Below are 12,914 nucleotides of genomic sequence, written 5' to 3'. Positions count from 1 at the left end.
TCAGCTCTCCATGCCGATCAAGCGGCGGATCTGATCCGCCAGCTCGGAGTCGGCCGCCCGATAACCCAGCGCTGCGGCCTTCATCGCCATCGACTCCGCCTTCACGGCTCCCGAGAGAGCCGCCATTCCGGCCAGCGCGCTCACCTGCTGCATCGAGACGATCGGAACGAGGAACGAGCACAGCAGCCCGAATGCGGCCGGCTGCAGGGCCACCGCGGTCAGCGCCGTGGAAGACACCTCTCCGATCCGCCCGCCGGCCTCATCGATCTTCGCCGCGTGCGTCTCCAGTGCCTGCGCCTGGACATCCAGTCTGGTCATCCCCGCTGCCCCCCGTTGTCGTCGTCGGCCGCCTCGTCGCCGCTGATGGTTCCGCGTTCGTACTCCTCGATGCGCTCGAAGAGCTCTTGGATCCGATCGCCCAGATCTTCCCGCATCGGCGTCGCCGTGTGCGGTTGCAACAGCGCGAGCCGAAGAGGCTCTGCCTTCTCCTGCACGTCCCGGATGGCGCGTTGGGTCGCTTCGAGCACCATCGCCGACACCTGTGCGCCGTCGTGGGCCAGCGCGTCGTCGTGCACGGTGATGTCGAGAGGGATGCCGTGATGGTCGACCGTGACCGTCACGCCCCCCTCCTCGCTCGATCCGACGCCCTGGAGTCGGGCGATCTCCGCCCCGACTTCCTCCGCTACCGCCGACAGCTGCGCAGCCTGCGCCAGCTGCGCCGTGATGGCCGTGATGATCTGTGCGGCAGTTTCCACGCAGAGCCCCTCCTGGACGCGATTTCCAGAGGGAGCCTACCCAGCTTCACGAAACGCCGTCGGGCCCTTGTGGATGCGGCCTCGCATGCGGCATATGACCCGATCGTCGCGGCGGGTCGGCGTGGCGTCGCGCGTGGGTCAGCCCTGCGGCGTGGCTTCGGCGGCCGCACGCGCGGCGGCGGGGAGCGCCGCCAGTACGGCGGCGAGGGCGTCGTCGTCGTGAGCGGCGGTGAGGAACCACGCCTCGTACACGCTGGGCGGCAGCGAGACGTCTGCATCCAGCATCGCGTGGAAGAACGCCGGGTACCGCCACGCCTCCTGCGTCTGCGCGGCCGCGTACGACAGCGGTGCCTCCGCGAGGAAGGCCACCCCGAACAGTGAACCCGCCCGCGGCACGGCGTGCGTCACGCCCGCCTGCTCCAAAGCGCCCGACAGCGCCGTCGCGATGGTGGATGCGGCGGCGTCCACCCGGGCATACACCTCGCCGGTGGCCAAGCGCAGCGTCGCGATGCCGGCGGCGACCGAGAGCGGGTTCCCCGACAGAGTGCCCGCCTGGTACACCGGCCCCACCGGAGCGAGAGTGTCCATCACCTCGGCGCGACCGCCGAGTGCGGCCAACGGCATCCCGCCGCCGACGACCTTGCCGAACGTGAAGATGTCGGGGGTGTAGCGCTCGCCCGCATCCTGCTGCAGCCCCCAGAACCCCGCCGGATGCACGCGGAAGCCCGTCAGCACCTCGTCGAGGATGAGGAGGGCGCCGTGCCGGTGGGCGATCTCGGCGAGCGCGGCGTTGAAGCCCGGCGCGGGAGGCACGACGCCCATGTTGGCCGCCGCGGCCTCGACGATGACGGCGGCGATGCGGTCGCCGTGCACCGAGAACACCTCACGCACCTGCGCGAGGTCGTTGTAGTCGATGACGAGCGTCTGCGCCGCGATGGGCGCGGGCACACCGGCGGAGCCGGGAAGCGCGAGCGTAGCGACGCCGGAGCCCGCCGCCGCGAGGAGCCCGTCGGAGTGGCCGTGGTAGTGGCCGGAGAACTTCACGAGCAGGTCGCGGCCGGTGTAGCCGCGGGCGAGCCGGATGGCGGTCATCGTCGCCTCGGTGCCGGTGGAGACCAGGCGTACGCGGTCGATCGGTGCGGCGTCGCCCACACGCACGCGGTCGGCGATCAGGGCGGCCAACTCGACCTCGGCCTCCGTCGGCGCACCGAAGGAGAGCCCGCGTGCGGCAGCCTCCTGCACCGCCTGGACGACCTCGGGATGCGCGTGGCCGAGCAGCGCCGGGCCCCACGACGCCACGAGGTCCACATACCGGCGCCCCGCCGCATCCGTCACGTACGGCCCCGAGGCCGACGCGAGGAAGCGCGGCGATCCGCCCACCGATCCGTAGGCGCGCACGGGGGAGTTGACGCCGCCCGGGATGACGTCGCGGGCGTGTGCGAAGAGTTCGTCGTTGCGGTCGGTCATGACTCGTCCTTCCGAGGATCTCGCCGCGCCCGGTGCGGTCCGGTCCGCGGCGGATGCGGACGCGTCGGGTGCGGTCTCAGAGGCTCTCGCGCAGCCACGCGGCCGCCTCGAGCGCCCAATAGGTGAGGATGGCGTCGGCGCCGGCACGGCGGATGCCGAGCAGAGATTCGGTGATCGCGCCTCGGCGGTCGATCCAGCCGTGCGCGGCAGCAGCCTCGATCATCGCGTACTCGCCCGACACCTGATACGCCCACACCGGGACCTCGACGGATGCGCGCACCTCGGCGAGCACGTCGAGGTAGGGCAGAGCGGGCTTGACCATGACGATGTCGGCGCCCTCGGCGACGTCCACGACGGCCTCGCGCACGCCCTCGCGGCCGTTGCCGGGGTCGAGCTGGTAGGTGCGGCGATCGCCCTTCAGCTGCGAGTCGACGGCCTCGCGGAACGGGCCGTAGAAGGCGCCCGCGTACTTGGCCGCGTAGGCGAGGAGGATGGTGTCGGTGAAGCCTTCCGCGTCGAGTGCGGCGCGCACGTGCGCGACCTGGCCGTCCATCATCCCCGACAGTCCCAGCAGGTGGCTGCCGGCGGAGGCCTGCGCGATGGCCATCGCGGCGTAGCGCTCGAGGGTCGCGTCGTTGTCGACCGCGCCCTGCGGGGTGAGCACGCCGCAGTGGCCGTGATCCGTGAACTCGTCGAGGCACAGGTCGCTCTGGACGACGAGGGCGTCGCCGACCTCCGCGACGAGTGCGGCCGTGGCGACGTTCAGGATGCCGTCCGGGGCGTCCGCCCCGGAGCCCACGGCGTCGCGCACGGTCGGCACGCCGAACAGCATCACGCCGCCGACACCGGCCGCCGCCGCATCCGTCGCCGCGCGACGCAGCGAGTCGAGCGAGTGCTGCACGACGCCCGGCATGGAGCCGATCGGCTGCGGCTCACGCAGTCCCTCGCGCACGAACATCGGCAGCACCAGCTGCGACGGTGCCAGATGCGTCTCGCGGACCAGGCGCCGGACAGCGGGCGACTGGCGGAGCCTGCGCAGGCGATGGGCGGGAAAGCTCACGGCTGGAACTCGTCGGCCGCGTGCGGGAGCGCGAAGTGCGAGACCGCTTCGATCAGCGCGTCGACGGTCTGACGGTCGGCGACGACCGAGACGCCGAGTCCCGCACGGCGCGCGTCGTTCGCGGTCTGCGGACCGATCGCGGCGATGACGGTCGATTCGGGGATGTCGGGGAACTGCAGCTGCACCTGCTCGGCGACCGACCCGCTCGTGACGAGGATCGCGTTGATGCGGCCCGACGCCACATCGTGGGCGATGCGCTCGGTGACGGGCACGCCGACCGTGCGGTACGCGACGACGCTGCGCACATCGTGCCCGGCCTCGGTGAGCTTGCGGGTCAGCACAGGCTTGGCGATCTCGCTGCGCAGCGTCAGGATGCGGCGCGGCTCGGGCTCGAGCGCGATCATCTGCTCGGCCATCCCGGCGGCGGAGTTGTCGCGGTCGGGAACCAGATCGACGCGGTAGCCGGCGGCCTGCAGCGCCGCCGCGGTGGTCTCGCCGACGGCGGCGACCTTGGTGGAGGGGGGGATCACGGCGCGGTACGCGAAGAGCACGTCGACCGTCGTGGCGCTGGTCATGGTGACCCAGTCGAAGCGGCCGGCGGCCAGGTCGGCGAGGGCCGCTTCGAGCGTCTGCTCGTCATTGGTCGGAGCGAAGTTGATGAGCGGCGCGACGACGGGCACAGCACCCTGCGAACGCAACGTCGCCGCCACCCCGTCGCCCCAGGGACCGCCGCGGGGCACGAGCACGCGCCAGCCCGTCAGGGGCTTGGCGGCTTCGTGCCGTCGGGGCTCTTCGTGCATGGCTTCGGCTTTCATGGTGAGACCTCGGCTGCTCCATGCTCGAGCAGCTCGCGTGCGACGTCACTCCCGGTTTCGCGTGCACCTGCGATCGGGTCGTCATCGCCGGCAGCTCTCGCACCATCGCTGCTGCCCGTCGGCCCAGCATACCCGTCCCTCACACACAGGTTTCTCTCAGCTTCGATCGTGCGGCTTCCGTCGGCGGCGTACACCGCGGCGCGCACGTGCAACCGATCCCCCTCGACCACGGCGTGCACCCCGACCGGTGCCGAGCAGCCCGCGTCCAGGCCCGCGAGCACCGCCCGTTCGATCGTCACCGCGACGCGGGTCGCGGCGTCGTCGAGGCGGCCGATCGCCGCGAGCAGGTCGGCGGGTGCGTCCTGACGTGCCTCGACGGCGAGCGATCCCTGCCCGGGAGCAGTGGGCCACTGTGCGAGCTCGAGCGGCTCGGTGAACAGGTCGGTGGCGACGCCTCCGAGGCGGGCGAGTCCCGCCGCGGCGAGGACGACCGCATCCAGCTCGCCGTCGCGCACGCGCGACAGACGCGAGTCGACATTGCCGCGCAGGTCCTGCGCCACGAGGCCGGGGTTGCGCCGCCGCAGCTGAGCGATGCGGCGAGGGGAGCCGGTGCCGATGACGCTGCCGGCGGCCATCTCGGCGATCGGGGTGCCGTCGCGGGTGATCACGACGTCGCGGGCGTCCTCGCGTCGCGGCGTGGCGGCGATCACGAGCCCCGGCGCGTCTGCGGTGGGGAGGTCCTTGAGGGAATGCACGAGCAGGTCGCATTCGTCCGCCAGCAGCGCCTCGCGCAGACGCGTCGCGAACACGCCGCGACCGCCCAGCTGCGACAGGGAGGCGCGCGAGACGTCGCCCTCCGAGGTGATGGGAACGAGCACGACCTCGCGCCCGGATACCGCCGCCAACAGGTCGGCGATCTGCTGCGACTGCGCGGTCGCGAGGGCGCTGCGCCGAGTACCCAGGCGCAGTGGTGCGCTCACACCCCGCTCCGGTGGTGATATTCGCGGGTCACGACAGAACCTCGGCGATGGCCGAGGTCGGGATGAGGCGCCCCGTGAAGAAGGGGACTTCCTCGCGCACGTGGCGACGCGCCTCGGTGTAGCGGAGCGCCCGCATCATGTCGACCAGATCGCTCAGTTCGTCCGCCTCCATGGGAAGCAGCCACTCGTAGTCGCCGAGGGCGAATGAGGCGACGGTGTTCGCGACGACGTTCGTGTACGCGGCGCCCTTCCGGCCGTGGTCGGCCAGCATGGCGCGGCGCTCCTCCTCCGGCAGCAGGTACCACTCGTAGCTGCGCACGAAGGGGTAGACCGTGAGCCACTCGCGGGCGTGCTCGCCGCGGAGGAATCCGGGCACGTGCGAGCGGTTGAACTCGGCGTCGCGGTGCACGCCCATCGCGTTCCACACCGGGAGCAGGTCCTGCAGGAGGTCGGTGCGTCGCAAGCGCCGCAGGTCGCGCTGCAGGTCCTCGGCGACCGGCCCGTGCATCCAGACCATCAGGTCGGCGTCGGCGCGCAGTCCGCTGACGTCGTAGAACCCGCGGATGGTGACGCCGCCCGCCTCGATCAGCTCGACGAGTGCGGCGAGCTCGGCGTCGTCCGTCGCCGTGACGGGCTTCGCGGGGTCGCGGCGGAAGACCGCCCAGAGGGTGAACTGCGTGGACGTCGACTCGGGTGCGGAGCTCATGACCTCCAGTCTCACCCCGTCGTCGTCAGACGCCAAACGGCTACCGTCGGTGCTATCCGCGATGCGTCGGTGCGGGGGAGGAGATCAGCGCACGTAGGCGCGGATGGCGCCCCACACGATGACGCCGACGGCAGCCGCCGTGCCGATGACAGCGAGCGTCGCCGCAGCCGGCTCCTCCCGCGCGAAGCGGCGGAACTGGGCGATGCGACGCTCGGCCGCCGTACCCACGCGGCGCGGGACGTTGGCCTTCTCCTCGATCGCGGCCAGCGTCGCCTTGAGCTCCGCACGCGCCTTCTCGACGGGATCGGTGATGCCCAGGGGGACACCGGTGCGGGGGACGGGAACCGGAGCGGTCATTCGCCTGCCTCCTTCACGACGCGCACGTCTTCGGCGATGTGGGATGCGGGGTTGTCCTTGCCGATCCTGCGGAAGCGCAGGTACCCGAGCAGGGCCAGGACGACGGCGATGAGCAGCATCGCGCCGAACAGCACCAGGGCGGCGACCCACGGCTGCCACCAGGACGAGAGCCCGATGATGATGAACGCGCCGAGCGCGGGGATCGACCAGAACAAGACGATCAGGGCGCCGAGCATGAGGCCGCCGCCGATGCCCGCGTTCTTGGCAGCCTTGCCGAGCCACTTCTTCGCGGAGTCGATCTCCGCCGTCACGAGGTTGCGGACGAGCTCGGGGACCTCGCCGACCAGGGTCAGCAGGCTCTTCTCCGACTTGTCACGGAAGCCGCGGGGGGTGGTCATGTCACTTCCCGCCCGACGAGGAGCTGCCCGTGCTGCGCTTGGCGGCGGGGCGCTTCGCGGTCGTGGAGGTCGTGGACTTCTTCGCGGCCGTCGCGGTGGTCTCGGCGGCGTCCGCGACATCCTCCGCCGCGTCGGCACCGGCGTCGAGCGCCGCATCCAGACGCTGACCGGGGGTGCCGTCGGTCGTGACGGCCTTGGTGATCTTCACCGCGCCGTTGAACAGGGCGCTGGGCACGGCGAGCAGCGCGGACTTGCCCACCTCCTGCAGCTTGCCGACCTGCTTCTGCACAGGCGCCAGGTTCCACACCTTCTGCGCCTGCGTCTTGATCTGTTCGTAGCGCTCACGGCCTGCGCGCGTTCCGAGCACGTAGCCCGCTGCCAGTCCGATGACGAGTCCAGCTTTGCCCCTCATGGGGTCTCCTCACGTTCGGGGTGGGTCAAGCGAGTGTGCGCCCAGCGTAGCGCTGTATGCCGTTCGGGTTATCCGGTTGACATGAGCGCTCACTCCTGAGAACGCGGCGACCCCCACAGCGCCGAACGGCGCAGTCGATCCGTCTCTTCGCGAGCGTCGGGGACGACCTGGGCGAGCCCGGTCCCCGACAGCCACGCACCGACCGCGCCGAGGCCGGGCACGGCCCGGATGGCGCCGCGCGCGGCCGCCGTGTGTTCCGCGCGCCCGATGACGGATGCGGGCTGCGACTGCACCCAGCGGGCGCGGTGCGAACCCCGGACCGAAGCCGGGTCCAGACGGACGCCGAGCAGGGCGGACGCCTCTTCGAGCGCGAGCGCCGCGGCGGCATCGTCGCTGAGCGCGGCCGTCGCCGGATCTTCTCCCTGGGCGCCGAACGAGACGCGGACGACGTGCACGCCGGGGCCGGCCGCCTCCGCGATCCACTGCCACTTCGCGCTCGCGTGCGTGAGGGCTTTCGCGCGGTGGGAGCCCGGCACCGTGAGCACGCCGGTTCCTCGCGGCGGGATGTCCAGCCCGGGCTCGCGGACGACCAGGGTGATGATCTCGACCACGGGCGGCGCGGTCGTCATCGGCTCGAGGGCCGGCACGACCGGCACGAGCAGGCGGCGCGCCTCGTCCTCGGTGGTCGCGACGACCACGAGGTCGGCGTCGAGGCGTTCCTCGTCCAGGTGCAGGGACCACAGGTCCCCGTCACGCTCGAGTGCGGTGACGGCCGCATCCGTGCGCACGTCGACGCCCAGCTCCTCGACGCGGGCGACGAGCGCCCGCACGAGGCGGGTCATGCCGCCGCGAAGCCCGGCGACGGCGCTCCCGGGGGTGCCGGTGCTGCGGCCGCGCAGGTCGCCGACGGCGCCGCTGAGCGAACCCGCGCGGGTGAGAGCGGCATTCAGGCCGGGGGCTGCGAGGTCCACGTCGATGTCGTCGGGGCGCGCCGAGTAGACGCCGCTGGTGACGGGGGCGACGAGGCGGTCGAGCACGGCCTCGCCCATGCGGCTGCGCACGAGGTGACCGAGGCTGCGGTCGTGGCCGATCGTCAGCGGCGGGCGCAGGCGATCCAGGTAGGCGCGCCAGGCGCCCGGCCAGCCGATGACGCGCCGCACGCTCGGATCGAACGGGTTCTCCGGAATGCCCAGCACGCCGCCGCGCGGCAGGGGCGCGGCCCGGCCACCGGGAAGGCCCGCGACCCAGGCGCCGCCGGCGGCCGGGGTCACCACCTCGTCACCGATGCCGAGCTCGTCGATCAGGGCGCGTACGGTACCTCCGCGCGTCGCGTAGCTCTCCGCTCCCACATCCACCGGGAGTCCTGCGACCTCGGCACCGCGCAGCACGCCGCCGGGCTGCGCGGATGCTTCGAGCACCATGACGCGGAAGCCGAGCTTCGCGAAGTCGAGGGCTGCGACGAGGCCGGCGACGCCGCCGCCGACGACCGCGACACGGGTGGATTCCGCCCGTGCGGCGAGATCGTCGAGATCCGCCGCGCTCACACCTGCTCCTCGTGCGCCAACTCCACGATGCGTGTCAGCACGTCGGGGTCCGTCTCGGGCGGGACGCCGTGCCCCAGGTTGAGGATGTGGGCGCGCGCCGCACGCCCGCGCGCGATCACGTCGCGCACGTGCTCCTCCACGATCTGCCACGGCGCCTGCAGCAGGGCAGGGTCGATGTTGCCCTGCACGGTGACGCCCTGTCCGAGGATCGCGGCCGCGTCGTCGAGCGGCGTGCGCCAGTCGACGCCCACCGCATCCGTCGTGCCGTCCAGCCGCATGTCGGTGAGCAGATGTCCCGTGCCGACGCCGAAGTGGATGCGGGGTGCGTCCGCACCGGCCAGGGCCGCCCGCGAGTGGGGGGCGACGTAGGTGCGGTAGTCGGCGACCGACAGTGAGCCGGCCCACGAGTCGAACAGCTGTACGGCGGAAGCGCCCGCATCCGTCTGCGCGGCGAGGAAGGTGCGCGAGACCTCCGCGAGCCAGCCGGCCAGCGCGTGCCACGATGCCGGATCGGCGTGCATGAGCGCCCGGGCGCGCAGGTGCTCCTTCGACGGGCCGCCTTCGACGAGGTACGCGGCGAGGGTGAAGGGTGCGCCCGCGAAGCCGATGAGCGGGGTGCCGCCGAGCTCGTCCACGACGATGCGCACGGCCTCGCGCACCGGTTCCGCCGCGGCGGCGACCGCCTGCGGGTCGATGTCCACGATGCGGGCGACATCGGATGCGGTGCGCACCGGGTCGGGGAACACCGGGCCGCGTCCGGGTTCGATCTCCACGGCGATGCCGGCCAGGCGCAGCGGCACCACGATGTCGCTGAAGAAGATGCCCGCATCCACGCCGTGGCGGCGCACGGGCTGGAGGGTGATCTCGGCCGCGAGGTCAGGGGTCAGGCAGGCGTCGAGCATGCGGGTTCCCACGCGCAGGTCGCGGTACTCGGGCAGCGACCGCCCCGCCTGACGCATGAACCAGACCGGGAGGCGGTCGGTGCGCTCACCCTTGAGGGCGCGGATGAGGGGGGAGGAAGCGGGTCCGGTGGAGCTCACCCCGACATCCTCGCATCCGGCGGGTGAGCGCCACATGTCGAGCACCTGCACGTTCGTGCGCAAGCTCCCGCGGCCGGTGATTTCGACGCGGCGTACAATCGACATGTGCTGTTGTGTGTCAGCGCGAGTCACAAGACCGCGTCCTTCGAGCTCCTCGAGCGACTCAGCATCCACACCACCCGCGTCGCACCTCTGATCGCCGAGCACGACGAGTGCGTGCAGGGTGCCGTGGTCGTGGCCACCTGCAACCGCTTCGAGGCGTACGTCGACATGGACGAGCCGGTGACCGCGGCCGAGGCCGTGGGGCTCGAGGCGGCGCTGGCGGCGATCGAGTCTGCGACGGGCGTCTCGGCCGAGGAGTTCTCCGGATCGTACGAGGTCATCTCCGGCCCTCGCGTCGCCCAGCACCTGTTCGCGGTCGCGTCCGGTCTCGAATCGGTCGTCGTCGGTGAGGGCGAGATCGCCGGTCAGGTGCGCCGCGCGCTGACCGAGGCGCGGGGCGACGGCACGACCTCGCCCGAGCTCGAGCGTCTGTTCCAGCGCGCGTCCGAGACGCAGCGCGGCGTCAAGAACGGCACGGCTCTCGGTCGCGCCGGCCGCTCGCTCGTGCGTCTCTCCCTGGATCTCGCGTCGGCACGCTTCGCCGATTGGGCGACGTTGCGCGTCCTGCTCGTGGGCACCGGTTCGTACGCGGCCGCCACCCTCGCCGCCCTGCGCGAGCGCGGCGTCACCGACATCACGGTGCACTCGCCGTCGGGTCGCGGTGAGCGCTTCGCGCGCAAGCACGGCCTCGCCGTCGCGGATGCGGCGGGCTTCGCCACGGCCGCCAAGCTGTCGGACCTCATCATCACGTGCACCAGCGTCGAGCACCCCGTGCTCAGCGCCGCGACGTTCGGTGACGAGGCGTCCGTCGCGCGGACGGCTCCCGGTCACGACCGGCACCGTCGCCTCGTGATCGACCTGGGGCTGCCGCGCAACGTCGACCCCGACGTGGCGACCGTCAGCGGCACCGACCTGCTCGATCTCGAGACCATCCGCGTGCACGCGCCGCTGGAGGAGCTGCAGGCGACGGATGCGGCGCGCGCCCTCGTGGCCGACGCCGCCCAGCGCTTCGCGGTCGTCGGCGAGCGCCGCACGGTCGCGCCGGCCGTCGTCGCCCTGCGCACGCACATGTTCGAGCTCCTCGAGGCGGAGATCGCTCGCGGACGCCGCCGCGGGGACGACGAGCGCACCGAGCAGGCGCTGCGCCACCTGGTGGGTCGCCTGCTGCACACCCCCACGACCCGCGCGCACGCGCTCGCCGAGCGGGGCCGCGCCGACGAGGTCTTCGCCGCGCTCGAGGTGCTCTACGGTCTCGCGCCGGAGGATGCCGCAGCCGAGGACGACGGCGACGACTCCGCATCCGAGCTCGCCGGCTGACCCACCCGCGCATTGCGGGGTCACCCGCCCGCCCAGCACCCGATCCTGCCCGCACGTCCCCGTCCCACCCGTCCCCGTCCCGCCGGCCGCCCGGTCGGCCTGGCTAGCGCGGCCCACCTGATCAGCTCGCCTGTCAGAGATCGACGCTTCGGCGTCGATCTCTGACAGGCGAGCGTGGCGGGCTGATGTTCCCCTGTCGCAGATCGACGCGTTGGCGTCGATCTGCGACAGGGGAACAGGTCGGGGGTGCACCCGGAGCGCCCCGGCATTCGTCCCCAGCCCCACGCGCCCATTCCTGCCGCCGCGGCCCGGGGGCTGGCACCATGGAGGCATGAGCGCCGAACCGCCCGCCGCCTGGGCGCCGGATGTCCGCGAAGCCATGAAGGGCGTCGCGAACTTCAGGGTGAGTGCGCCGATCACGCTGATCGCGGGGTGCCTGTGGGACTTCGGGGAGGACGAGCTCGCCGAACGTGCCCTCGCCATGAGCGCCGACGATCACGCCGCCATCCTCCGGATCGCCGCGGTCTACGAGAACCCGCGCTACCCGCTTCCCGTGGTGGGGCGGAACATCACCCATGGCCATGTGGATGCCCTGGCGGCGATCGCCTACTTCGAGGGCGCATTGCGGCCGCTCGCGCAGAACCGGCGCCGGCCGCAGAAGAACCGGCCGGATCGCTTCCGCACGCCTCTCCCTGTCCGCGATCACGAAGGAGACGCATGAGCGCCGACCTGCACATCACCGCCGACGAGAACGCCGACGCGCTGCTGACGCGCGACCCCTTCGCCCTGCTGATCGGGATGCTGCTCGACCAGCAGGTGGCGATGGAGACCGCCTTCGCCGGCCCGCTGAAGATCCTCGACCGCGTCGGCACGCTCGACCCGGCGTCGCTCGCGGCGTACGACCCGGAGGCCTTCGCCGCGGCGTTCGGGCAGACCCCCGCCGTGCACCGGTTCCCCGGGTCGATGGCGGAACGTGTGCAGAAGCTCAGCGCCGAGGTCGCCGACCGGTGGCACGGCGATGCGGCAGCCATCTGGACCGACGGCGAACCCGACGGCCGTGAGGTGCTGAAGCGGCTCAAGGCCCTCCCGGGCTTCGGCGAGCAGAAGGCGAAGATCTTCCTCGCGCTGCTGGGCAAGCAACGCGGCTTCACCGGCGCCGGGTGGCGCGAGGCGTCCGCTCCGTACGGCGAGGAAGGCTCGTTCCGCTCGGTCGCCGACATCACGAGCCCCGAGTCCCTCGCGAAGGTCCGCGAGACCAAGCGGGCCGCGAAAGCCGCCGCCAAGAGCTGAGCGCTCAGGGAAGCCATAGGCACCCCCCGGATACAGTGCAGGTATGCCGAATGGGGGAGATGCCGCGTCCGCGAGGCCCGGGCGCCGTGGGGCGGCGCGCACGGGGGCGACGGCAGCGGCGCTGCTCATCGGGGCTCTCGCGCTCGCCGGATGCGGCGCGCAGCCTCGACCGGCGCCCAGCGCTACGGCGCTTCCCTCCGGAATCACCGCGACCCTCCTGCCGGCGACACCCGCTCAGAGCGCCGACGAAGTGCGACTGTGGGTCGAGAACACGACCGACGAGAATCTCGCGCTCACCCGCATCCGCATCGACGCTCCTGGCTTCGCCGGCATCGGCCGCAAGGTCGGCTCCGGGAGCATCGAGGTCGAGGCGGGGCAGAGCGCGGAGATCGTGGTCTCGCTGCCGCAGATCCGTTGCGAGGCGGACGCGAGTGCGCCCGCGGGGGCGGATGCGGCGCCGCTGCCCACTCCCTCGCCGTCGGCGAGTGGTGCGAGCGAAGACCCCACCGCGACGATCGGGTTCGCCCTCGGTGCGGCCATCGGCGTCGCCGTGACGCCGCTCGCCGACCCCGAGGGCGTCGTGGCGGCGCGGATCGCCGCCGCGTGCGCGGCCGCGCCCGCCGGCTGACCCTCGCAGAACACGCGGCGGAGCGCCGCACCGGCGCGGATAG

The 12,914-nt window shown here is 72.5% G+C and carries 16 protein-coding genes; 4 read left to right on the top strand and 12 right to left on the bottom strand.

Annotation, left to right across the window (positions count from 1 at the left end; translation table 11 throughout):
• The 12 genes from QE377_RS05765 to hemE form a co-directional block, all read right to left on the bottom strand.
• Entirely contained in the window at positions 1-318 is a 318-nt protein-coding gene (locus tag QE377_RS05765) for a type VII secretion target (RefSeq protein ID WP_307320471.1), read from the bottom strand.
• Positions 315-755 (bottom strand): YbaB/EbfC family nucleoid-associated protein, encoded by a 441-nt coding sequence (locus tag QE377_RS05760; protein WP_307320469.1) that lies wholly within the window; start codon positions 753-755, stop codon positions 315-317. Before QE377_RS05760 ends, QE377_RS05765 begins: the two co-directional genes overlap by 4 nt.
• Before the next feature lie 138 nt (positions 756-893).
• Positions 894-2,222, bottom strand: a complete 1,329-nt coding sequence (hemL, locus tag QE377_RS05755; RefSeq protein WP_307320467.1) for a glutamate-1-semialdehyde 2,1-aminomutase — start codon at positions 2,220-2,222, stop codon at positions 894-896.
• 76 nt (positions 2,223-2,298) lie between these two features.
• Entirely contained in the window at positions 2,299-3,282 is a 984-nt protein-coding gene (gene hemB / locus QE377_RS05750) for a porphobilinogen synthase (protein ID WP_307320465.1), read from the bottom strand.
• A complete protein-coding gene (locus QE377_RS05745; RefSeq protein WP_274287092.1) occupies positions 3,279-4,097 on the bottom strand; it encodes a uroporphyrinogen-III synthase in 819 nt (272 codons plus the stop codon). Before QE377_RS05745 ends, hemB begins: the two co-directional genes overlap by 4 nt.
• The gene (gene hemC, locus QE377_RS05740; protein ID WP_307320460.1) at positions 4,094-5,077 is read right to left on the bottom strand and encodes a hydroxymethylbilane synthase; all 984 of its coding nucleotides are present in this window, start codon (positions 5,075-5,077) and stop codon (positions 4,094-4,096) included. The genes QE377_RS05745 and hemC overlap by 4 nt, the downstream gene beginning before the upstream one ends.
• A gap of 28 nt (positions 5,078-5,105) precedes the next feature.
• Complete coding sequence (gene hemQ / locus QE377_RS05735) at positions 5,106-5,783, bottom strand: hydrogen peroxide-dependent heme synthase (protein ID WP_307320458.1); 678 nt, start codon at positions 5,781-5,783, stop codon at positions 5,106-5,108.
• An 84-nt stretch (positions 5,784-5,867) separates the two neighbouring features.
• Positions 5,868-6,140 carry a DUF3618 domain-containing protein gene (locus QE377_RS05730; RefSeq protein ID WP_234073821.1) on the bottom strand — a complete coding sequence of 91 codons (273 nt, stop codon included), beginning with the start codon at positions 6,138-6,140 and terminating at the stop codon, positions 5,868-5,870.
• Complete coding sequence (locus tag QE377_RS05725) at positions 6,137-6,538, bottom strand: phage holin family protein (protein ID WP_307320454.1); 402 nt, start codon at positions 6,536-6,538, stop codon at positions 6,137-6,139. The genes QE377_RS05730 and QE377_RS05725 overlap by 4 nt, the downstream gene beginning before the upstream one ends.
• A gap of 1 nt (position 6,539) precedes the next feature.
• Complete coding sequence (locus QE377_RS05720; RefSeq protein WP_307320449.1) at positions 6,540-6,950, bottom strand: hypothetical protein; 411 nt, start codon at positions 6,948-6,950, stop codon at positions 6,540-6,542.
• A gap of 89 nt (positions 6,951-7,039) precedes the next feature.
• Positions 7,040-8,494, bottom strand: coding sequence for an NAD(P)/FAD-dependent oxidoreductase (locus QE377_RS05715; RefSeq protein WP_307320446.1), 1,455 nt, complete (start codon positions 8,492-8,494; stop codon positions 7,040-7,042).
• Positions 8,491-9,570, bottom strand: a complete 1,080-nt coding sequence (gene hemE, locus QE377_RS05710; protein WP_373459559.1) for a uroporphyrinogen decarboxylase — start codon at positions 9,568-9,570, stop codon at positions 8,491-8,493. Before hemE ends, QE377_RS05715 begins: the two co-directional genes overlap by 4 nt.
• A gap of 69 nt (positions 9,571-9,639) precedes the next feature.
• Between hemE and QE377_RS05705 the strand changes: the two genes are divergently transcribed.
• The 4 genes from QE377_RS05705 to QE377_RS05690 all read left to right on the top strand — a co-directional run bounded on the left by QE377_RS05705 (position 9,640) and on the right by QE377_RS05690 (position 12,871).
• Positions 9,640-10,953 carry a glutamyl-tRNA reductase gene (locus tag QE377_RS05705; protein ID WP_307320440.1) on the top strand — a complete coding sequence of 438 codons (1,314 nt, stop codon included), beginning with the start codon at positions 9,640-9,642 and terminating at the stop codon, positions 10,951-10,953.
• A gap of 331 nt (positions 10,954-11,284) precedes the next feature.
• Positions 11,285-11,674, top strand: coding sequence for a hypothetical protein (locus QE377_RS05700; protein WP_307320435.1), 390 nt, complete (start codon positions 11,285-11,287; stop codon positions 11,672-11,674).
• Entirely contained in the window at positions 11,671-12,243 is a 573-nt protein-coding gene (locus QE377_RS05695; protein WP_307320432.1) for an HhH-GPD-type base excision DNA repair protein, read from the top strand. The genes QE377_RS05700 and QE377_RS05695 overlap by 4 nt, the downstream gene beginning before the upstream one ends.
• Positions 12,244-12,286: 43 nt before the next feature.
• Positions 12,287-12,871, top strand: a complete 585-nt coding sequence (locus QE377_RS05690; RefSeq protein WP_307320430.1) for a hypothetical protein — start codon at positions 12,287-12,289, stop codon at positions 12,869-12,871.
• The last annotated feature ends 43 nt before the right edge of the window (positions 12,872-12,914 follow it).

The sequence above is a fragment of the Microbacterium sp. SORGH_AS_0862 genome (genome assembly GCF_030818795.1).
Classification (GTDB): Bacteria; Actinomycetota; Actinomycetes; order Actinomycetales; family Microbacteriaceae; genus Microbacterium.
Note: the sequence above shows the minus strand (reverse complement) of the source record. Positions and strands in the feature narration are given on the sequence as shown.

What these genes read in the sequence shown, in the direction of transcription:
- hemQ (WP_307320458.1), bottom strand. Translation starts at nt 5,783, where the DNA reads ATGAGCTCCGCACCCGAGTCGACGTCCACGCAGTTCACCCTCTGGGCG.
- hemL (WP_307320467.1), bottom strand. Translation starts at nt 2,222, where the DNA reads ATGACCGACCGCAACGACGAACTCTTCGCACACGCCCGCGACGTCATC.
- hemE (WP_373459559.1), bottom strand. Translation starts at nt 9,570, where the DNA reads ATGTGGCGCTCACCCGCCGGATGCGAGGATGTCGGGGTGAGCTCCACC.
- QE377_RS05765 (WP_307320471.1), bottom strand. Translation starts at nt 318, where the DNA reads ATGACCAGACTGGATGTCCAGGCGCAGGCACTGGAGACGCACGCGGCG.
- QE377_RS05730 (WP_234073821.1), bottom strand. Translation starts at nt 6,140, where the DNA reads ATGACCGCTCCGGTTCCCGTCCCCCGCACCGGTGTCCCCCTGGGCATC.
- QE377_RS05745 (WP_274287092.1), bottom strand. Translation starts at nt 4,097, where the DNA reads ATGAAAGCCGAAGCCATGCACGAAGAGCCCCGACGGCACGAAGCCGCC.
- QE377_RS05725 (WP_307320454.1), bottom strand. Translation starts at nt 6,538, where the DNA reads ATGACCACCCCCCGCGGCTTCCGTGACAAGTCGGAGAAGAGCCTGCTG.
- QE377_RS05720 (WP_307320449.1), bottom strand. Translation starts at nt 6,950, where the DNA reads ATGAGGGGCAAAGCTGGACTCGTCATCGGACTGGCAGCGGGCTACGTG.
- QE377_RS05700 (WP_307320435.1), top strand. Translation starts at nt 11,285, where the DNA reads ATGAGCGCCGAACCGCCCGCCGCCTGGGCGCCGGATGTCCGCGAAGCC.
- QE377_RS05695 (WP_307320432.1), top strand. Translation starts at nt 11,671, where the DNA reads ATGAGCGCCGACCTGCACATCACCGCCGACGAGAACGCCGACGCGCTG.
- QE377_RS05690 (WP_307320430.1), top strand. Translation starts at nt 12,287, where the DNA reads ATGCCGAATGGGGGAGATGCCGCGTCCGCGAGGCCCGGGCGCCGTGGG.